This window comes from Agrobacterium sp. K11 (genome assembly GCF_059429395.1).
In genome coordinates this window covers 216,800-236,969 of sequence record NZ_JCAHRB010000008.1, presented here as the reverse complement: position 1 = coordinate 236,969, position 20,170 = coordinate 216,800, and the positions used below count along the sequence as shown (strand labels likewise).

Below are 20,170 nucleotides of genomic sequence, written 5' to 3'. Positions count from 1 at the left end.
CGGTCAGCTGGTATCGCGTGGGTCCAGCAGGTCGCGCAGGCCATCGCCAAGCAGATTGAGGCCGAAGACCGCGAGCGCAATGGCAAGGCCGGGCGTGATGGCAAGCCAGGGTGCAGCACCTAGATAGGTCTGCGCATCGGCCAGCATCCGCCCCCAGGTGGCAGCCGGTGGCGGCATGCCGAGACCGAGGAATGAGAGTCCCGCTTCGGTAAGGATGGCAAGGCCGAGCTGGATGGTCACCTGCACGATGATCTGGTTGGAAATATTCGGCACGATATGAAACAGCGTGATCTTGGCGCGGTTCTGGCCGATGCTGGTGGCGGCGGTGACATATTCCCGCGACCATATCTGCAAGGCCGCACCCAGCGTCAGCCGCGCAAAGACCGGCACCATGAAGGTGGCAATGGCGATGATGGCGGTGAACCGCCCCGTACCGATGAACGCGCCGAGCATCATGGCCGACAAAATCGGCGGTACGGCGAAGATGATATCGCAGGCGCGCATCACCAGGGTTTCGGTGAAACCGCGCAGTGCCGCGACCGATACGCCAAGCGCCGTGCCAATGAGCGCGCCGATGGCAACGGCGGCGATGGAGGTGGAGAGCGAATTCCATGCCCCCGCCATCAGCATGGACAGCACATCGCGGCCAAAATGGTCGGTGCCAAGCCCGCCATAGGCAAAGGGCGATTTCAGCTTCTGGGCAATCTGTATCTTCGTCGGAGAAACCGGCGTCCAGACCAGCGAAAGCAGGGCAACCGCGACAAGAAAGAGAGTGACGGCGATGCCAAGGACGAAAGCGGGGCGGCGGCGGATCAGTCGCATCATCGTGCACCTGCCCGCAGTCTTGGATCGATAAAGAGATAGGCGATATCGACCAGAAAATTCATGACGATGACAAGCGCCGAGAAGAACAGCACGACGGACTGCATGACGACGATATCCCGCTGGGTCAACGCCTGATAGGCAAGCCGCCCGAGGCCCGGCAGGTTGAAGACATTCTCCACCAGCACTGCCCCGGCAATCAGGAAGGTGAATTGCAGGCCGATCATGGTGACAACGGGGATCATGGCGTTCGGCACCGCGTGTCGCCACAGCGCTACCCGCTCGCTCAGCCCCTTGGCGCGGGCGGTGCGCACGAAATCCTCGTTCATTACCTCAAGTACTGCCGAGCGGCAGACGCGGGTGAGGACGCCTGCCTGCGACAGCGCAAGCGCAATGGCTGGAAGCACAATCGCGATAAATCCGGCAGAAAAACTCGGACGCCAGCCGGGAAAACCGCCTGATGGCATCCAGCCGAGCGTGGTGGAAAAGACGATGATGAGCAGCAGCCCGACCCAGAAACCGGGAACGGCAATGCCGACATGGGAAAAGAGCCCGGCTGCGAAATCTACCGGCCCGTTTCGGCTTCTCGCTGCCGCGACGCCGAGCGGAATGGCGATGGCGACCGACAGGCAGACCGCGAGCAGCGCAAGCGGCAGGGTGACGGCAAGCCGCTCGACAATAAGCCCCGCTACCGGCACGCCGTAGGTGTAGGATTGTCCGAGATCACCGCGGAATACGCCTGCAAGCCAGTGGATGTAACGCAATGGCAAGGGCTGATCGAGACCCATCTGCTTTTGCAGCGCGAGAAGCGTATCCGGGCTCGCCGACGTGCCGAGCATGATGGCCGCCGGATCACCCGGCAACAGCCCCATGATGATGTAGATGATGAGCGACACCGCAAACAGCGTGACGATGAGGCTTGCAAGGCGCCGGACGAGAACGGCTAACATCTGGCATTCTTTCCTTGCGTTGTTTCGTTTCGGGATGTGGCGGATGGATTTATTGTCATCCCCGCACACTCTTCCCTCATCCCCGTGCTTGTCACAGGGATCCAGCCGAAGCGTGCCTGCGCGGCGGAAAGATTCCTTTCAGCCCAACGACTTGGGCTGGCTGGATTCCTATGACATGCACAGGAATGAGGTGGTGGGTAGGAATGCGCCTCGCCGTTCACAACAAACGTCACTCTTCCCAATGCACATCCGTCAGCACATTGGAGGGAATGGGTTCGTTTTCCCACAATCCCTTCAACTTCTTGTCCCAGACGCCGAGTTTCGGCATCACGAACAAGAACAGCGCCGGCACATCTTCGGCGAGGATTTTCTGCGCTTCGCCGTAAAGCTTTTCCTGCTCGGCCGCATCCGCCGTCTTTTCGACATTGGCGATGACCTCGTTGAAGGCAGGGTTCTTATAGTTGAAATAATAGGGATCACGGGAGTAGATATCGATATCCATCGGCTCAGCGTGGGCGACGATGGTCATGTCGTAATCCGCGCCCTTCAAAACATCCGCCACCCATTTTGCCGGAAATTCCGTGGTCTCGATGGTCATGGTGACACCGATTTCGGCTAACATCGCCTGGAGGATTTGCGAGGTCCGCTGGGCATAGGCCATTTGCGGGGCCTTGATCGTGAAGCTGAAACCGTCGGGGTAACCCGCTTCGGCAAGAAGCGCCTTTGCCTTGTCTATATCGTAAGAATGAACACCGGTCGTATCGATGTAACCGCGATCGTTCGGCGTGTAGTGGCTGCCGATGGCCGTGCCGTAACCCGACCATGCGCCTTCAATCACCGTGCCGCGGTCCACCGCCATCATCAGCGCCTGGCGCACGCGCTTGTCGTTGAAGGGTTTGCGGGCATTGTTCATGCCAGCCACGACCTTGAGTTCCGTATTGCCGACGAAGGTACCGAGACGCGCATCGCCGTCGAAGGACGTCATCAGTTCCGGCGCGCCGAATTCCGGGAAGGCATCGATATCGCCGGATTTCAGTGCCGCTGCCTGCGCCTGCGGATCGGAAACGAAGCGGAAGGTGGCCTTTTCAAGCTTCACCGCCACCGCCTTGTCCCAATAGGCCGCGTTCTTCTCCAACTCCACCTTGTCGCCCTTGGCCCAGTTCACGAACTTGAACGGGCCGGTGCCGATGGGCGTGGTACGGTTATTGTCAGCGCTCTTCGGCGCAACCATGACGGAGGCCGGCCAGCCGAGCCAGTAGATCAGGCTGCCCGCCGGCTGCTTCAGCTTCAGTACCAGCGTCGCGGCATCCGGCGTTTCTATGCTCTCGATGGCGTTGAAGAAGCGTTTTTGTGGGTTTACCGACGTTTCACCGCGCGCCCGGTCGAGCGAAAATTTCGCAACGGAGGAATCGAAGGTCTCGCCGTCGTGGAACGTAACCCTCTGCCGCAGCTTGAACGTATAGGTCTTGCCATCGGCTGAAATTTCCCAGCTTTCGGCAAGCTGCGGTTTCACCTTGCCGTCGTGGTCGATGGTGACGAGACCTTCGAATATGTTCTGCCAGCTGACCTGACCGATGGCGACGGGTGCCGCAATTGTCGGGTCGAGACCCGTCGGCTCCACTGTCATGCCCAGCGTCAAGGCGGTCTTCGGCGCGGCCGCGGCGTCCGTCATAGAAAGCGGCATCCAGAGCGCCGTCCCCAGTGCAAGCGCAAGCGCGGCGCGCCGCGTAACTTTCAGCGGCTGCGAAAAATAAGTGCGTGGCATCATTGTCCCCTGTCTGGCGGCCGAGGCATTTTTGCCTTTCGAAGACCACCCGTTGCAAAAAGAGTGTCATGTTGCAGGCGCACACACAATCGTGATTTTTGTGTGCTCCGTGTAGCTGAAATGGCTACACGTAAATACGGATGGAAATCAACCGGGATGGACAATTCTCCAGGCTGACGAATTCCCCTACCCCGCTGTCGCCTCGCGCATGAAACGCTCGATGAAATCGGCAAGTTTGGAGGCGGCGAAGGATAGTTGCCGGTCGGGCGCCACGCAGAGATCGATCTGGGTGTGGATGCCCTTCTTGCCGGAAAGTGGAACAGCAACCATCTGGCCGCTGCGGATTTCACGCGCCACCGACAAGGCCGGCAACAGCGTGGCCGCGGCATGGCCCAGAACCAGTTCCTTCAGCATTTCCAGCGAACTGGTGATAAAGACCGGATCAAGCTCGATACCGGCATCGGCAAACAGCGTATCGAAGGCCTGACGCGCCGCGAAACTCTTGTCCGGAAGGGCAAGCGGCAGGCTGGCCAGTTCCTTCAGCGAGACTTCCGCCTGCGCGGCAAGAGCATGGCCGGTCGGAAAGATAGCATCGTAACTGATACGGGTGCGCGAGCGCACTTTCACGCCGGAGACCTTGGGCGCAAAAAGGCTGACGACCAGATCCGCTTCGGCTGCACCCAGTGCTTCCATCGCCTGGCGCGCGCTGGTGATGTGCACCTCGAAGCGCAACTGCGGATATTTGAGGCTGAACTGCGCCAGCACCGGCGCCAGAAGGTTCGCAACCGTCGCGCCATTGGCATAAACGGTGACCCGGCCGCGCTGAAGCCCCTTCAGGTCATCGATCAGCTGGTGCACATGGTCGAGTTCGCGCAGCGTTTTGCCGGCGCGGGCAGCCAGCAATTCCCCCGCTGCCGTCAGCTTCACGCCCCGGCTGGAACGCTCCACCAAAGGCGAGCCAAAATAATATTCGAGGTTCTCGATCTGGCGGCTGACTGCCGTCGGCGCGACATTTAGATTTTCGGCAGCGGCGCGCATGGAATTGGTGCGGACAAGTTCGTCGAAATACATCAATGCGCGCAATTGCATGGTCGGGATACCCTTTTTTGGCCGACACTGTCCGTCATGCCGGGCTTGACCCGACTATAGCGGCAGCTCAAGCGCGCTTGAAGCCCTCGCTCGCCACCAGCAGCTGCCTGGTATAATCCGCAGTAAACTCGCGGCTTTCCAGCGCTTCCGCCTCCAGCATTTCCACCACCTTGCCGCTTTTCATCACCGCAAGGCGATCGCACATGTGGCTGATGACGCCGAGATCGTGGCTGACCATAACGAAGGTGAGGTTGCGGTCCTTGCGGGCCTGTTCCAGCAGATTGAGGATTTCCGCCTGAATGGACGCGTCGAGCGCCGACGTCGGCTCATCCAGTAGCAGAATCTTCGGCTCGACGATCAGCGCGCGGGCAATGGCAATACGCTGCCGCTGACCGCCGGAAAGCTGGTGCGAATAGCGGAAGCGGAAACCGGTGCCGAGACCCACCTCATCAAGCGCACGCGCGATGCGTTGCTCGCGATTGTCGAGACCGTGGATGACGAGTGGTTCCAGCAGCAGCGCATCCACTGTCTGGCGGGGATGCAGGGAACCGTAAGGGTCCTGAAACACCATCTGCACATCGCTATAGAAGCTCTTGTCGCGGTGCTTGCCCGAATAGGAGCGACCGGCCACCATCAACGAGCCTTCGTCGAAATGGTTGAGGCCGGCAATCGCCCGAAGCAGCGTCGACTTGCCGGAACCGGACTCGCCGACGATACCGAAGGACTCACCCTCGGCCACATCGATGCTGACGCTGTCGAGCGCGATATATCCGTCGAAATCGACCACCATGTCTTTGATAGAAAGAACCGTGTTCATGCGCGCCACTCCGCCTTGCGTTCCAGAACCGGCAGCGGATGCCGGTGGCCGCCAATTTCCGGCAGGCAGTTCAAAAGACCCTGCGTATAGGGATGCTTCGCCTCTTTAAGATTGGCAGAAGACAGCTCTTCGACGACCTTGCCCGCATACATGACCAGAACGCGGTCGCAGAAAGACGACACCAGCCTCAGATCGTGGCTGACGAAAATCAGCCCCATGCCGCGGTCGCGAACCAGCTTGTCGAGAATATCGAGCACTTCGAGCTGGACCGTCACGTCGAGCGCGGAAGTCGGCTCATCGGCGATCAGAAGTTCCGGGCCGCAGACCAGCATCATGGCAATCATGACGCGTTGGCCCATTCCGCCGGAAACCTCGTGCGGGTAAAGATCGAACACGCGCTCGGGATCGCGGATCTGCACCGCCTCCAGCATGGCGAGCGTGCGTTGGCGCGCCTCGCCAGAACCGATGCTCTCATGGGTACGCAGCGTTTCCATGATCTGGCGGCCGATGGGCATGACCGGGTTCAACGAATATTTCGGGTCCTGCAGGATCATGGCCAGGCGCTTGCCGCGCATGAGCCGCCGCTCCTTTGCCGAAGCACCGAGAAGATCGACATCTCCGAAGCGCAACACATCGGCCTCGATGCGCGCACTTTTCGGGGTCAGCCCCATGATGGCGCGGCCGGTCTGCGATTTGCCGGAGCCGGACTCGCCGACGATGCCTAGGCGTTCGCGTCCCAGCGTGAACGAGACGCCACGCACCGCCTCCACCAGCCCGGTGCGGGTGGGGAAGGAAACGCGCAGGTTCTCGACGGTCAGAAGCGGCGCGCTCATTGGTTCGCCTCCTTGGGGTCCAGCGCATCGCGCAGGCCATCGCCCAGAAGGTTGAAACCGAGGCTGACGATCAGGATCGCAATGCCCGGCATGGCGGCCACCCACCATTGATCGAGAATGAAGCGGCGTCCGGAAGCAATCATCGCGCCCCATTCCGGCAGCGGCGGCTGTGCACCGAGGCCAAGGAAGCCGAGACCGGCCGCGGTGAGGATGATGCCCGCCATATCGAGCGTGACACGCACGATGAGCGACGACATGCAAAGCGGCATGACGTGTTTCAGGACGATGCGAAACGGCGACGCGCCCATGAGCTTGACCGCCGCGATGAAATCGGAATTGCGGAAGGTCATGGTTTCGGCGCGCGCGATGCGCGCATAGGGCGGCCATGAGGTGACCGCGATGGCGAGCACCGCGTTTTCAATGCCCGGTCCAAGTGCGGCCACCAGCGCAAGCGCCAGAACCAGTTTCGGAAAGGCCAGAAAGATATCGGTGATGCGCATCAGAACGGCATCCACCCAGCCGCCGGCATAACCCGAGACGGTGCCGACGATGAGTCCGATGGGTGCGGCGATGATGGCCACCAGCAGCACGACGAACAGGGTCAGCCGCGAACCGTGGATGAGGCGCGAGAGAATATCACGCCCCTGATCGTCAGTGCCGAGCAGGTAACCTTCTGTCCCCGGAGGCAGAAGCCGGGCATTGCGCAGATCGCCCTGCACCGGATCGTGTGGTGCAAGCACATTGGCAAACAGCGCGACAAACAGCAGCGCAATGATGATGCCGAGGCCAAGCAGCGCCAGCCGGTTTTCCGAAAAGCGCCGCCAGATGACATAGGCACGGCCAAGCCGTGCCTGCCTGCGCGAGGCAGGCCGGTCGGAGAGCAGCCATTCGCGGCTGTAGGGTTTGAGTGTATCGGTCGAAATCGTCATCGGCTGCGCGTCCTTGGGTCGAGCGTCCGGTAAAGCAGATCGGAGAAGAGATTGATGCCGACGAAGATGGCGCCGATCACGATCGTGCCGCCAAGAACGGCATTCATATCCGCATTCTGCAGGGAATTGGTGATGTAGAGGCCGAGCCCCGGCCACGCGAAGATGGTTTCGGTCAGCACCGAACCTTCCAGCAGACCGGCGTAAGATAGCGCAATCACGGTCACCAGCGGCACGGCGGCGTTGCGCAGAGCGTGAAACCAGATGATGCGCGTTTCCGAAAGCCCCTTGGCGCGCGCCGCAACGATATATTCCTGGGCGAGCTCATTCAGCATGAACGAACGCGTCATGCGGCTGATATAGGCCAGCGAAAAATAGCCGAGCAGCGAGGCGGGCAGGATGATGTGGCGGAACAGATCCCACAATACGTCCCATTGCCGTTGCCAGATCGCGTCGATCAGGAAGAAACCCGTGACCGGCGTGAAGGTGAATTCGTAGACGATATCCATCCGGCCGGGATAGGCGACCCATTGCAACCGGGCGTAAAACACCAGGAGCGCCAGGAGGCCAAGCCAGAAAATCGGCACGGAATAGCCGATAAGGCCGATGACGCGCACGACCTGGTCGGCAAAGCTGCCGCGCTTGACCGCGGCAAGCACGCCGAGCGGAATGCCAAAAACGGCGCCGATGATGGTGCCGAGCGTGGCAAGCTCTATGGTTGCCGGGAAAACCCGCTTGATATCCTCCATCACCGGGTTGGTGGTGAGGACTGAGATGCCGAAATCACCCGACAGCGCCTGCTTCAGATAGATGAAGAACTGCTGCCAGAGCGGCAGGTTGAGGCCGAGCTGCTCACGCACGCGCTCGACCACATGCGCAGGCGCGCGGTCGCCGACAATCGCCAGTGCGGGATCGATCGGCACAACGCGGCCAATGAAAAATGTGACCGCCATCAGCCCCAGAAAGGTGGTGATGACGGTGACGGCGAAGCCAAGAATGGCCTTCGCGCGGGCGTTGGCACGGCGTTTGCCCTGCCTCGCCCGGCTGTTTGCTTCAACGATGCTCAAGAGACCGATCCTTCCGGATCATTCCTTGGAGATCGTATAGACGTAGTTGGTGTCGAAGCTCGGTCCGAGCTTCAGGCCCTTGAGCTTCGCGGAGTATCCCGCCACTTCCGTCTGCTGGAAGATGATGACGAACGGGCCTTTTTCGAGAACTTCCTTCTGGAGGTTCTGATAGATGGCGGCGCGCTTGGCATTATCCTTTTCCAGAAGTGCCGACTGCGTTTCCTTCGTCAGCTCCGGAACGTCCCAGGCGTTACGCCAGGCAAGCGTCTTGTTCTTGCCTTCTTCGGAGTTGTCGTAGTTGATCGTGAAGGTTTCGGCATTCGAGTTCGGGTCGAAATAGTCCGAACCCCACTGGCCGATGTAGATATCGTGCGTGCGGGCGCGGTACTTGGTCAGCGTCTGCTTGCCGTCGCCGGGAATGATTTCCAGCTTGATGCCAGCCTGCGCCAGCGTCTGCTGTACGCTTTCGGCAATTCCGGTCACCGGCTGCGTGTTACGCACATCCATGGTCACGGTGAAGCCGTCCTTCAGACCAGCCTTTGCCAGCAGTTCCTTGGCCTTTGCGACGTCGAGCTTGTATGGGTTCTCGTCAAGCGCGCCGAGCTGGCCCTTTGGCAGGAAGGTCTGGTGGATTTCGCCGATGCCCTTGATGATCGTCGCGCCGATCGCGTCGTAGTCGACGAGATATTTAAAGGCCTCAACGACCTCAGGCTTCTTCAGGTTCTCGTTCTTCTGGTTGAGGCTGAAGTAATAAACGGTGCCCTTGGGCGCGGAGGTGACGGCAAGGCCTTCCTTCTTGGAAACGGCTTCCATATCACCCGGCTCGAGGTTGCGGGCAACGTCGATATCACCATTTTCAAGCGCCAGGCGCTGGCCGGAGCTTTCCTTCATGTGACGATAGACCACGCGCTTCAACTTCGGCTTCTCACCGTAATAGTTGGGGTTGGCCTCCAGAATGACGGCTTCGTTGGCCTTCCAGCCAAGGATCTTGTAGGGGCCGGAACCGGCATAACCTGTTTTCAGGAACGCATTGCCGAAATCGGTGTCGTATTTGTAATCGGCGCTCGGCGTGACGGGCTTGGCCTTTTCGGTCACCAGCTTCTTGTCGACAACTGCGGCAACGGTCGCGGTCAGAACGTTCAGCACGAAGCTCGGTGCATAGGGCTTGTCGACCGTCAGTACGAAGGTGTTGGCGTCCGTTGCTTTCGCCTTCTCAGTGACGTTGTCGCCCTTGAGGCCGAACTGCGTCAGAAGGAATGCTGGCGACTTGTCGAGCTTGATGGCACGTTCAAAGGAAAAGGCAACATCATCTGCCGTCACCGGATTGCCGGAGGCGAATTTCAGGCCTGTCTTCAGCTTGAAGGTATAGGTGAGACCGTCTTCAGAGGTCGTCCAGCTCTCGGCTAGATCGCCGATCACCTTGGAGGTGTCGTTGAGATCGATGGAAACCAGCTTACTGTAAGTGTTGCCGGTAACTTCAGCTGCCGAAAGCTCGAATGCCTCACCCGGATCGAGCGTGATGATGTCGTCGATGGCGAAACCTTCAACCAGCGTATCGGCCGGCGTGGCGGCAAAAGCGTGCGGCGCAGACAGCATCATCAGCGACAGAGCAGCGCTGGTGCTGAGGATACGCATGGACTTGTTGAGCGATTTGATCATAGGATCTCCCCTTTTGTTATGAGATTGATTTAGTTCGCTTTTATTTGCCTTCAGGCCGGCTCGTGCCAGGCCTGGGATAGGACGCGCAGCCAGTTTTCCCGGCATATTTTAGCAAGTTCTCCATCACCGTAGCCCGCCGATTTCAGCGCCGCAACCAGATTGTGGTTGCCGCTGGCATCGGCAACGCCAACGGGTACCGTCGCGCCGTCGAAATCCGATCCGAGCGCCACGCAATCGACGCCCATACGCTCCACCATGTAGTCGATGTGGCGCACCATGTCGGAAAGCGGCGTGTCGGCAATGTCGCGCGCATCCGCCCGCAACATGGTGACCGCGTAGTTGAGGCCCACCAGACCGCCGCTCTCCTTGATGGCATCCATCTGCCGGTCAGTAAGATTGCGGGCGACGGGGGTGAGCGCATGTGCGTTGGAATGGCTGGCGATCAAAGGCTGGTTCGTGGTCTTCGCCACATCCCAGAAGCCCTTTTCGGTGATGTGGGCGAGATCGATGAGAATGCCGAGCCGGTTGCACTCCTTGACCAGCGCAAAACCGGCATCGGTAAGGCCGGGCGCGGTATCGGGCGACATTGGATAGGAGAAGGGAACGCCGTGACCGAAAATATTGTGCCGGCTCCAGACCGGACCGAGCGAACGCAGGCCGGCGGCATAAAAAACCTCAAGCGCATCGAGATCGGCACCGATCGCCTCACAGCCTTCCATGTGCAGCACGGCCGCGAAAATATCCTCGGCAAAGGCCTTGCGGATATCGGCCGTCGAGCGGCAAAGGCGCCAGGCGCCGGCACGGTCAAGCCTGAGCGCGATCGCAGCCTTTTCCATCGCAATATCGAGCGAGGGCTGGCGTTCGAGCGGCGCCGCAAGCGGTGTGTCGTAATGACCCTGCGCGTCCGGCTCCTGCAGGACCAGATCGCCGGAAGGAATGTAGATGGCGCAGATGCCGCCGCCGAGACCGCCTGCACGTGCACGCGGACCGTCGATATGGCCTTCGCGGGTACCGTTCTTGAATTCAGCCACCGGATCGCCACCGGCCTTGCTGTTGCGCCACAACCGAAGCAGCACATCATTATGACCGTCGAACACTGCATGCATGTCAAGAAATTCCAGTAAGCGGCAAAACCAAAAGGGGGCGGGCAGACGCCGGAATAACACCGCGCGAGAGCAAACCGGCGCATTTTTCGCCGACTGCTATAGTCTGTCAGAAACGATCTTAGGACGATCTCTCACGGCTCCGCAAGACGCAAATTAGGCACCGATGAAATTATCACCACTTGCCTTTTGCCGGGAATTGCGCAACGTCAAGCCTGCCAGCCGCCTACGGCTTTTTTCAGCAGCGGCGTCGCGAAAACACCCCTCACCCGCTCCGGCCATTCCGGCCCGAAAGCAGCGATTTTTTGCACCCAGCGATCCGATTGCAGCATGGCAGCGCCGATTACCACCGGCTTGATGCCGGATGAGGCGAGAAGCGAAAGACCTGAAATGATCGAGCTGCCGCTGGAGATGACATCGTCCACCAGCACCACCCGCCTGCCCTCGATGAGGGGTAACATGCGCGGATCGATGTAAAGCCGTTTTTCCTGCTTGGTGGTAATGGAGGACATCGGCACCGACAGTTCCTCCAGATACCAGAATTTGCGCGAAGTGCCGAGCGGCACATATCGCGAATGGCCGAGGTGACGGGCAACGGCTGCGGCAAGCGTCAGCCCCAGAGTCGGCAGGCCGATCACGACATCTGGCTTGAGGGGGCGAAGCTTTTCCGCAAGGTCGGCGGCCAGCACTTCCAGCACGTCAAAAGAGGCCTGATTGACGATGAGCGAGGCGAGCGCATGTTCGCCATCCGCCAAGGGCCGGATCGGCAGGCAGATCTGCCGCCCGTCATCCAGCTCCGCCGGAAAGAAAGCCGAATGCGGGCCTGTCGTATCGAATGAACGGGGCGGTAGAACATCCTGCCAGAACTCATGCGGCGCGGCGGGGGATGATGCGGCGGGCGATGCGGATTGCGGCATCGGTTTTCCTTTCAGAAGCGGGACGGCAAAAGCGGAAGTGATTTTCATCCGCGCCATCCCCGTTCGGCATATCAGGCATTTCGACAACCGCAGGCATGCGGCGGGTTCATTTCATTGGGTTTTTCAGCTAGAAGGAAACAAAGCAACAGGCATTCGGACAAGCCCACCTATGGCGTGGGTTTTCCCCATATTCAAGGACAAGCTACCCATGAGACTGCTGGACCGCATCGGCGAGGACCTGCCATTCCTGACGGAGCTTCGCCACGATCTCCACGCCCATCCGGAACTGGGCTTTGAAGAGGAGAGAACCAGCGCCATCGTCGCCGATCTTCTCGAAAGGGCGGGAGTGAAGGTGCATCGCGGCCTTGGCGGTACCGGCGTGGTCGGCACGCTGCAGGTGGGCAACGGCACCCGCAGCATCGGTCTTCGCGCCGATATGGATGCGCTGGCCATGCCGGAAATTCCCGACCGGCCCTATAAATCGAAGTTCCCCGGCAAGATGCATGCCTGCGGCCATGACGGCCACACCGCCATGCTGCTGGGCGCTGCGCGTTATCTCGCCAGTACCCGCGATTTTTCCGGCACCGTCCATTTCATCTTCCAGCCGGCCGAAGAAGGCCGTGGCGGCGCCAAAAAAATGGTTGAGGACGGGCTTTTCGACCTGTTTCCCTGCGATGCAGTTTATGGCCTGCACAACATGCCGGGGCTTGGCATTGACGAAATGGCCGTGGTGGAAGGACCGCAGCTTGCCTCTTCCGATAGCTGGCGCGTCACCTTCAGGGGCATTGGCACCCACGGCGCCAAGCCGCATCTCGGCCGCGATCCGGTAACGGCGGCGGGCACCTTCCTCGCTTCGCTGCAAAGCATCGTCGGCCGCGTCGTCGATCCGCTGCAACCTGCCGTCGTCAGCGCCTGCTCGGTGCACGCGGGTGACCCCAAGGCGCTCAACGTCATTCCCGATCTGGTCGAAATCGGCGGCACGGCGCGGGCCTATGCGCCGGATGTGCGCAGCCAGCTTGAAACGGAAATCGGCAGGCTCGCCAACGGTACGGCGGCGATGTTCGGCATCGAGGCAAGCTATGAATTCATCCGCCGCATTCCGCCCGTCATCAACGATGCCGATGCGACGAAACGGGCGCTCCGAGCCGCCAAGACCGTCTTCGGCAACAAATCCCGCACCGCCTTCCCGCCCTCGACCGCCGGCGACGACTTCGCCTTTTTCGCGGGCGAAGCCCCCGGCTGCTACGTCTGGCTCGGCAACGGCCCCGCGGTGGATGGCGCGCTGCACCACAACACCTCCTACGACTTCAACGACGCGGCAATCGTTCCCGGCGTCGCTTTCTGGGCAACACTGGTGGAGCAGGAACTGGCGGCGGAATAAGGCCGAAAGCCACTTTTTGCATTCCCAAATCTGAAAAGCCGGGCAGCGGCAGACGCGCTGCCCGGCTTTCTCGCTTAGATATTCCGGCGGTTCAACAAATATAGCGCCGTCAGGACAAGGCAGGCCATGATCGATGAATAGGCGATCACCGGCCATGCCGCATCACCCGGCAGAATGACGACAGCCAAGGTGCCCGCTATTCCCACAAACAGACTTTGAATGCAGAAATAGAAGGCGACGGCTGTTCCAGCCATGTGCCCGAACTCCTCCAGCGCGCCATTGGCGGTGACTGAAACCGTAAAAACGATTCCGACCGCCATGACCCACATCGGTACGATAAACGTCAAAAATGACGGAACCGCCCCGACTTCACCTGCAGTGAACAGAAACGCCCCCACCAACAACAGGGCCATGCCCCTCACGAGACTGCCCTGCACACCCCATCTGGCAACGAAAAACTTCGCAAAACGGGTGGTAACGATCATTGCGATTGCGACGGTTGCAAAAGCCATGCTGAACTCCACCTCGGAGAGACCTGCCCTGCCGATCATGACAAGCGGAGCGGTGGAGAAGAATACGAAAAACGTTCCCATGGCAGTGCTGAACCCAAGCGTATAGGTCCAGAAGCGACCACTGCCCAACATGCGCAAAGGCGATGGGCGTGACATCGTTGCCGTCGCCGGTCGGGTTTCGCTCCAGTTCATCCCTGCGGCAACCGTCGCAATGAAAGCTGCCGCGCCCAGGGTGACGAAGATGGCACGCCAGCCGAATTCATTGGCGATGACCGCCCCGACAATCGGACCGAGTGCCGGGACGAATGCGAGAATGGAGCTGAACGTTCCGTATATCGTCGTTGCTTCCGGACGATCCGCATAGACGTCGCGAACGGTGGCGAAAGTGGCGACCAATGCCGCCGCCGCGCCGACCGACTGAAGGAACCGGAAAACGATAAAGGCGCTCGCCGTTGTCACAGCTGCGAGGCAGAACGAGGCCACGACGAACAGCAGGGCACCGCCGATCAAGACGGGCCGGCGGCCGATGCGGTCGGAGATGGGGCCAAACACGATTTGCCCAAGGCCGAGCATCACCATGTAAACGGTGAGCGTGAGTTGAACCACCACCGGTGTCGTGCCGAGGGCTTCCGGCATGATGGGGACGACCGGCAGGTAAATATCCATGGCCAGCGAGGCGAGAATATCAAAGGGAGCCATGAGCAGCATTGCTGCCAACAGCGATCTCCCCCAAACGGGAGTTGGAATAGACATTAGAATTGATCCGCTCAAATGAGGACATTTGGCGGCGTCTGCCCGAAGAAACAGGGATCGTTCGACAGAACGCCGCAACAACGAAATATCGTCGTTGCGGCTACTTATCTGATGACTTCGAGGCACCCATGTTCAACATCCATATAGAGCGACAGGTAAACAGGGGTTGGATTTAGCAATATGCCGGCTTTTTGGCAACGCTCGACCCTGGGTTACTTCACCACCGCAAGCACCGGGCTATCCATCACCCGTCCCGTCAACACATCGGCAATGCCCATATCTGTCTGGTGAGGACCGATGTTGCAGGCGAGCGTGGCACCGAAACAGGCCTTGAAAACGAGATAGGGCGGTTGCCATTCGACCACCTTGCCGACAGCGGCGCGCAATTCCTCGAAAGCCTGTGCTACGTCTTCAAGCGGCGCATCGGAAACGAGGCCGGAGAGCGGCAGGGGTAGAAGCGCGGTCACCTTACCCTCAGAGGCGACAGCCATGCCGCCGCCCGTCGCAATCACCGCATTGGCGGCCAGCGCCATGTCTTCGGCATTACCGCCGAAGACAGTGAGGTTGTGGCTGTCATGCGAGACGGTGGTGGCGAAGGCGCCGTTCCAGCGTCCCCAGCCTGTAAGGAAGCCGGTCCTGGTTACTGGCTCGGCCTTGCCGTGGCGGTGGGTGACGGAAATCATCGTGGCGCCTTCGGGGGGAACGACGAAACCATCCTTCACCTCGGCTTCCGCCTCGCCCCATTGCGTGAAGCGTGGGCGGTCGATGGTGGCAAGGCGCACCCTCGCGCCCTCGCAGGCAACCCTGAAATCATCGGCTGCGCGCAGCGGCAGCTTCATCGAGCCTTCGAGCGCCGTCGCATCGCAGGCCGGAACGTCGATGAGCATGCGCCCGCCTTCAGCGACTGCTCTGCCACCGGCCAAGACATGACGGGCTGAAAAACCACTCAAATCCTCGAAAACGACGATATCGGCGCGGCGACCGGCGGCGATGAGGCCGAGATCGGCACGGCCAAGCCTTTGCGCAGCATTCAGTGTTGCGGCGCGCAGCGCCCATTCCGGCTTCAGGCCATAACGGACAAGGCGGCGCACCACATCATCCAGCCCGCCGCCCCGCAACAGATCGTCCGGGAAAACATCGTCAGTGCAGAGCGTCAGCGTCTGCGGCAGGTGGCCGAGCGCATTCAGCGCCTCCACAAATTCCGGCAGCAGATGATCGTGCGAGCCGCGCAGCTCGATGGTCAACCCCGCCCGAAGCTTCGCCATCAGGTCTTCAGCCGAGACCAGCTCGTGATCGGAAGAAACGCCTGCCACCATGAAGGCGTTGAGATCGGCGTCCTTCAGGCCGCGCGCATGGCCACAGATCAGCTTTTCCGAGACAAGACCGGCCTGTACGATGCCGCTCATCCGTGGATCGCGGTCGATGACGCCGCGCATGTTCATGATTTCCGCAACCCCGCCAATCTGCGGCCACGACAGGATATCAGCGAGAATTCCGGCATCGAAATCAGCGCCGCCGCGCTCCAGACCCGGTGCTGATGGCACTGAGGAGGGTGCAAGCAGAATGGCGCGCAGCGGCAGGTTTTCGATGGATTTCGCCGCCCAGCGCACCCCTTCGACACCATGGACATTGCCGAATTCATGCGGGTCCCAGACGATAGTGGTGACGCCGCGGGCAACCACGGCTGCCGCATAGGCAGCGGGCGTTATCATCGAGCTTTCGATGTGCATATGCGTGTCGATCAGGCCGGGCGAGACAAAGGCGCCCGACGCGTCGACGAGCTGCGCAGCATCGCTGCGGCTTGCCGGTTCGTGAACGCTGGCGATTAGCGGACCGACAATGCCGATATCAGCGGCGCGAAGCTCCCCCGTCACCACATCCACCAGCGTTCCGCCGGTAATGAGAACATCGAAAGCCGCATCGCCGCGCGCAGCGGCAACCGCGCGGGCGCGCAGCGCATCGTCGTTGAGATCGACCGGCTCGCGTATCGGGGATTGTGCACTCATCGGGCAGCCTCGCGGCGCAACGCCTCGAGAACCGCAGCCTTTGCCGCTTCGGCATTCACGGTGTCGGCGAAATGCGCGTTGAAGGCGGCAACCTTGTCGGCACGCGGCTCAACCACCGTTCGCCCGCGCGTTAGCGCCGCGTGAAGCTCGACATCGATCCGCGTATGGCGCCAGCCAAGCAGCTCGGAGGTGAAGCCGACAGCGGCAACGGGATCGTAAAGCGCCATGCCCGGTCTGCCGCGTCTCGTGGCGATGCCGATGAAACCTTCCAACAGGTCGGCAATCAGGCCGGCGTTTTTGCCGCCAGCATTTCGGATCGGCAGCACATCGGCTGGCGAGGCGGTGACCTTGCGGCAGGCGTCCAGATCGACCATGCGCAGCGGCAGGTCATGGGAAAGCACGATGGCCAGCGCTTCCGGATCGGCAAAGGCGTTGAATTCGGCAGATGCGGTGTGGTTGCCGCTCGTCACGCCGCCACCCATCCAGGTCAGATCGGAAATTTTCGCGGTAAGATCGGGCCGGGCGAGGCAAAGGGCGGCGATATTGGTAAGCGGGCCGAGCGCGAGGATACGCTTTTCGCCTGCCCCCTCAAGCCAGCCGCACAGCGCAGTGAAAGCGTCGCTTTGCGGTAGAGCGGGGGCATCCGGCAGGCTACGGCCGACGGTCGGAATGCCGCTGTCACCCAGAATGCATTGTGCGGTTTCGAGCGCGCCAAGGACGGGTTTGACACGGCCCTGATGGACCGGCATGGACCAACCGAAGGCGGCGACCGCGCCTGCGGCGTTGCTGCAGACAACATCCAGCGTCGCATTGCCGAAGACCAGCGAAATGCCGTCTATGGCAAGGCCTGCCGATTGCACCACCATGATGGCGGCGATATCGTCAAAGCCCATATCGGTATCGATCCACACACCCATGATCAGCCAAACACCTTGAGGCTTGCCGCCTTTTCGACCGGAAGGTCGAAGGCGAGCGTATCACCAATCGTATGGGCGGTCAGCGCAGCATCGGTCTCCGCCTTGATGGGACCAAGCAGCGTATCCAGCAGGTACTCACGGGTATTTCCGGCAAAGGATGTGCCGCGCACGGTTGCCTGGAAAGGACCTGAACCAAGGGTGACCATGCGCGGCCGCCAGGCCAGTCCAGATGCTGAAGGGACTGGTCCGGTAAGCGGTGTTGTGCCGTTTTCGGTTTTCAACGCGCCGCCTTCCAGCGCGAAGATGTTTTCAAAGCCGACGAAATCCGCCACGAAGGCGGAAACCGGCGCATTATAGATCTCTTCCGGTGTACCGATCTGCTCAATCTTGCCGCCCTTCATGACGACAATACGGTCGGCCAGTGCGAGCGCCTCGATCTGGTCATGGGTGACGAAGATCATCGTCACACCGGTTTCCTTCTGCACGCGCTGCAATTCGGTGCGCATTTCAAGCCTGAGGCGCGCATCAAGGTTGGAGAGCGGCTCATCGAGCAGCAGCACCTTCGGCTCCATGACCATGGAGCGCGCCAGCGCCACGCGCTGCTGCTGGCCGCCGGAAAGCTCGGCCGGCTTGCGCGATGCGAAGTTCGACAATCCCACGGACTTCAGACCGGAGGCGACCTTGTCATCAAGCGCCTTGCCGTTCATGCCCTTGAGTTTCAGGCCGAAGGCGACGTTTTCGTAAACCGTCAGGTGCGGAAACAGCGCATAGGACTGAAACACCAGCCCGACGGCGCGCTTGTTGGCGGCGACGCGGGTGATATCGGCGCCGTCGAGATCGATGCGCCCGCCCGCCACCGGCATCAGCCCGGCAATGGCGCGCATCGTGGTGGTCTTGCCACAGCCGGAAGGACCGAGCAGCGCGAGAAGTTCACCCTTGCGGATATCGAGGTCGAGATCCTTGACGGCGATGCTGTTGCCGTAGGCGAGCGACACTTTTTGGAGCGAAAGGTAATTTGCGTCAGACATAACGGGAGAACCCCAGAAAACGTTCGGCCAGGAAGACGATGCCGATGGAAAGGAAGGCGAGCAGCGATGAGAGTGCGGCGACAGACGGATCGAAGACGATTTCCATGTAGCCCAGCATATCGATTGGCAGCGTGCGCACGCCCGGACCCGACAGGAACAGCGACACGGGCACCTGATTGAAACTCGTCACGAAACCGAGGATGAAGGCCGACAGGATGCCGCCGCGAATATTGGGCAGCACTACACGGAAAAATGCGCCAAACCGCGACGAGCCGAGCAGCACCGCCGCCTCCTCGATATCCGAACGCAGATTGTTGAGGCTGGCCGAAACCACCCGTACCGCATAGGGCAGGATGAGCGCCGTGTGCGCGAGAAACAGGGCAAGCGTGATGCCGATGCCGAAGGGCACGACGAAATAGCGCAGCAGCGCCAGACCGACGATGATACCCGGCACGATGATCGGCGCCGAAACGATCGTGCGCACGGTTTCCGCAAAGGGCAGCTTGTAGCGCGACATGGCGTAGGACGCGGGAATACCGAGGACGAGCGCCGTGAATGTGCCGCCAATGGCGAGGAACATCGACATCGCGAAGCTTTCACGGAAACTTTCGACGGTGAAGACCTTCGCGATCCATTTCAGTGAAAAGCCCTGCGGCGGAAAGGCGAGCGTGTCGCCGGCCGAAAATGAGGCCGCAACGATGATGAGGAACGGCCCGATCAGGAAGCCGACAACGAGCAGGAGCGTGAGCGGAATGAAGAGCTGCCGGGTCATTTCTTGTTCCTTGCGGTGGCGATGCGCTTCAGCAGGATATTGGCGGCAAAGCTCATGACGATCAGGATGAAGGCGATGACGCTGGCGGCGACGAAATTGTTGGAGACCGTCACCTGCTGATAGAGCAGGGTTTCCAGCATCAGCACTTTGGAGCCGCCGAGAATGGCCGGCGTGATATAGGCCGTGAGCGAACCGGTGAAGACCAGCGTGCCGCCGACAACAAGCCCCTCCTTGGTGAGCGGCAGGATGACCTTCCAGAACACCTGCAGCCAGTTTGCGCCGAGAACGCGAGCGGCTGCGATCGTATCCTTGGGCATATTCTCCAGCGCACTGATGAGGGAAATGATCATCAATGGCAGGAACAACTGCAGAAGGCCGATGAAAACAGCCGTTTCGGAAAACAGTATACGGATCGGCGCATCGCTCAGTCCTACCGCCTGAAGCGCCTGGTTGACGATGCCGGTTCTGCCGAGAATGACGATCCAGGCATAGGTGCGGGCGACCGGCGAGATCATCAGCGGCAAGACGACCAGATTGACGACATGTCCTTTCGCGCCCTGCGACAGATTGACGATGGCGAAAGCCGCCGCATAACCCACCACCGCAGATACGATGGTGACGAGCGCGCCAAGCTTCAGGGTGCGCAGGAAAACCGCCCTGTTCAGCGGATCGGAGAAGAAATCGGCGTAAGCGGACAATGTCCAGCCGTCAGTGGTGTGAAAGCCCTCCGACAGAAGCATGAAGACCGGCACAAGAAAGACCGCCGCCGCGAAAATTGCGGCGGGCAATGCAAGCGCCAGCGCTTCGGCCCGGTTCTGAAACATCGCTTTATTCCCTGAACGGCCTGCGGCCG

Annotated in this window: 18 protein-coding genes; 1 reads left to right on the top strand and 17 read right to left on the bottom strand. The window is 60.6% G+C overall.

What is annotated here, in order from left to right; all coding sequences use genetic code 11:
* Positions 1–3 precede the first annotated feature (3 nt).
* The 11 genes from AC5SEO_RS15930 to AC5SEO_RS15880 form a co-directional block, all read right to left on the bottom strand.
* A complete protein-coding gene (locus AC5SEO_RS15930) occupies positions 4–825 on the bottom strand; it encodes an ABC transporter permease (protein ID WP_035200162.1) in 822 nt (273 codons plus the stop codon).
* Positions 822–1,772: an ABC transporter permease gene (locus AC5SEO_RS15925; protein ID WP_112192430.1), complete on the bottom strand. Its 951-nt coding sequence runs from the start codon at positions 1,770–1,772 to the stop codon at positions 822–824. Before AC5SEO_RS15925 ends, AC5SEO_RS15930 begins: the two co-directional genes overlap by 4 nt.
* A gap of 229 nt (positions 1,773–2,001) precedes the next feature.
* A complete protein-coding gene (locus AC5SEO_RS15920) occupies positions 2,002–3,537 on the bottom strand; it encodes an ABC transporter substrate-binding protein (protein ID WP_174069087.1) in 1,536 nt (511 codons plus the stop codon).
* Positions 3,538–3,723: 186 nt separating this feature from the next.
* A complete protein-coding gene (locus AC5SEO_RS15915; RefSeq protein WP_013762298.1) occupies positions 3,724–4,626 on the bottom strand; it encodes a LysR family transcriptional regulator in 903 nt (300 codons plus the stop codon).
* Between the two features lie 67 nt (positions 4,627–4,693).
* Positions 4,694–5,443: an ABC transporter ATP-binding protein gene (locus AC5SEO_RS15910; protein WP_065658493.1), complete on the bottom strand. Its 750-nt coding sequence runs from the start codon at positions 5,441–5,443 to the stop codon at positions 4,694–4,696.
* Positions 5,440–6,276, bottom strand: coding sequence for an ABC transporter ATP-binding protein (locus tag AC5SEO_RS15905; protein ID WP_003518096.1), 837 nt, complete (start codon positions 6,274–6,276; stop codon positions 5,440–5,442). Before AC5SEO_RS15905 ends, AC5SEO_RS15910 begins: the two co-directional genes overlap by 4 nt.
* Positions 6,273–7,205: a nickel transporter permease gene (gene nikC, locus AC5SEO_RS15900; RefSeq protein WP_025595070.1), complete on the bottom strand. Its 933-nt coding sequence runs from the start codon at positions 7,203–7,205 to the stop codon at positions 6,273–6,275. Before nikC ends, AC5SEO_RS15905 begins: the two co-directional genes overlap by 4 nt.
* Positions 7,202–8,269 carry an ABC transporter permease gene (locus tag AC5SEO_RS15895; RefSeq protein WP_003518099.1) on the bottom strand — a complete coding sequence of 356 codons (1,068 nt, stop codon included), beginning with the start codon at positions 8,267–8,269 and terminating at the stop codon, positions 7,202–7,204. The genes nikC and AC5SEO_RS15895 overlap by 4 nt, the downstream gene beginning before the upstream one ends.
* Positions 8,270–8,287: 18 nt before the next feature.
* Positions 8,288–9,928, bottom strand: a complete 1,641-nt coding sequence (locus AC5SEO_RS15890; RefSeq protein ID WP_003518100.1) for an ABC transporter substrate-binding protein — start codon at positions 9,926–9,928, stop codon at positions 8,288–8,290.
* Positions 9,929–9,978: 50 nt separating this feature from the next.
* Complete coding sequence (locus AC5SEO_RS15885; protein ID WP_003518101.1) at positions 9,979–11,034, bottom strand: dipeptidase; 1,056 nt, start codon at positions 11,032–11,034, stop codon at positions 9,979–9,981.
* Between the two features lie 206 nt (positions 11,035–11,240).
* Positions 11,241–11,948 carry a phosphoribosyltransferase gene (locus AC5SEO_RS15880; RefSeq protein ID WP_174069093.1) on the bottom strand — a complete coding sequence of 236 codons (708 nt, stop codon included), beginning with the start codon at positions 11,946–11,948 and terminating at the stop codon, positions 11,241–11,243.
* A gap of 208 nt (positions 11,949–12,156) precedes the next feature.
* Between AC5SEO_RS15880 and AC5SEO_RS15875 the strand changes: the two genes are divergently transcribed.
* Positions 12,157–13,329: a M20 aminoacylase family protein gene (locus AC5SEO_RS15875; RefSeq protein WP_174069086.1), complete on the top strand. Its 1,173-nt coding sequence runs from the start codon at positions 12,157–12,159 to the stop codon at positions 13,327–13,329.
* A 74-nt stretch (positions 13,330–13,403) separates the two neighbouring features.
* Here AC5SEO_RS15875 and cml read toward each other — a convergent pair whose 3' ends face one another.
* From cml to AC5SEO_RS15845, 6 genes are all read right to left on the bottom strand, one after another.
* Positions 13,404–14,594: a CmlA/FloR family chloramphenicol efflux MFS transporter gene (gene cml, locus AC5SEO_RS15870; RefSeq protein WP_174069084.1), complete on the bottom strand. Its 1,191-nt coding sequence runs from the start codon at positions 14,592–14,594 to the stop codon at positions 13,404–13,406.
* A gap of 212 nt (positions 14,595–14,806) precedes the next feature.
* Positions 14,807–16,600, bottom strand: coding sequence for an adenine deaminase (locus AC5SEO_RS15865; RefSeq protein ID WP_080849779.1), 1,794 nt, complete (start codon positions 16,598–16,600; stop codon positions 14,807–14,809).
* Positions 16,597–17,517 carry a nucleoside hydrolase gene (locus tag AC5SEO_RS15860; RefSeq protein ID WP_080849780.1) on the bottom strand — a complete coding sequence of 307 codons (921 nt, stop codon included), beginning with the start codon at positions 17,515–17,517 and terminating at the stop codon, positions 16,597–16,599. Before AC5SEO_RS15860 ends, AC5SEO_RS15865 begins: the two co-directional genes overlap by 4 nt.
* 2 nt (positions 17,518–17,519) lie before the next feature.
* A complete protein-coding gene (locus AC5SEO_RS15855) occupies positions 17,520–18,545 on the bottom strand; it encodes an ABC transporter ATP-binding protein (protein ID WP_495363894.1) in 1,026 nt (341 codons plus the stop codon).
* Positions 18,538–19,317, bottom strand: a complete 780-nt coding sequence (locus tag AC5SEO_RS15850; protein ID WP_003504740.1) for an ABC transporter permease — start codon at positions 19,315–19,317, stop codon at positions 18,538–18,540. The genes AC5SEO_RS15855 and AC5SEO_RS15850 overlap by 8 nt, the downstream gene beginning before the upstream one ends.
* The gene (locus AC5SEO_RS15845) at positions 19,314–20,141 is read right to left on the bottom strand and encodes an ABC transporter permease (protein WP_003504739.1); all 828 of its coding nucleotides are present in this window, start codon (positions 20,139–20,141) and stop codon (positions 19,314–19,316) included. The genes AC5SEO_RS15850 and AC5SEO_RS15845 overlap by 4 nt, the downstream gene beginning before the upstream one ends.
* Positions 20,142–20,170: the final 29 nt, after the last annotated feature.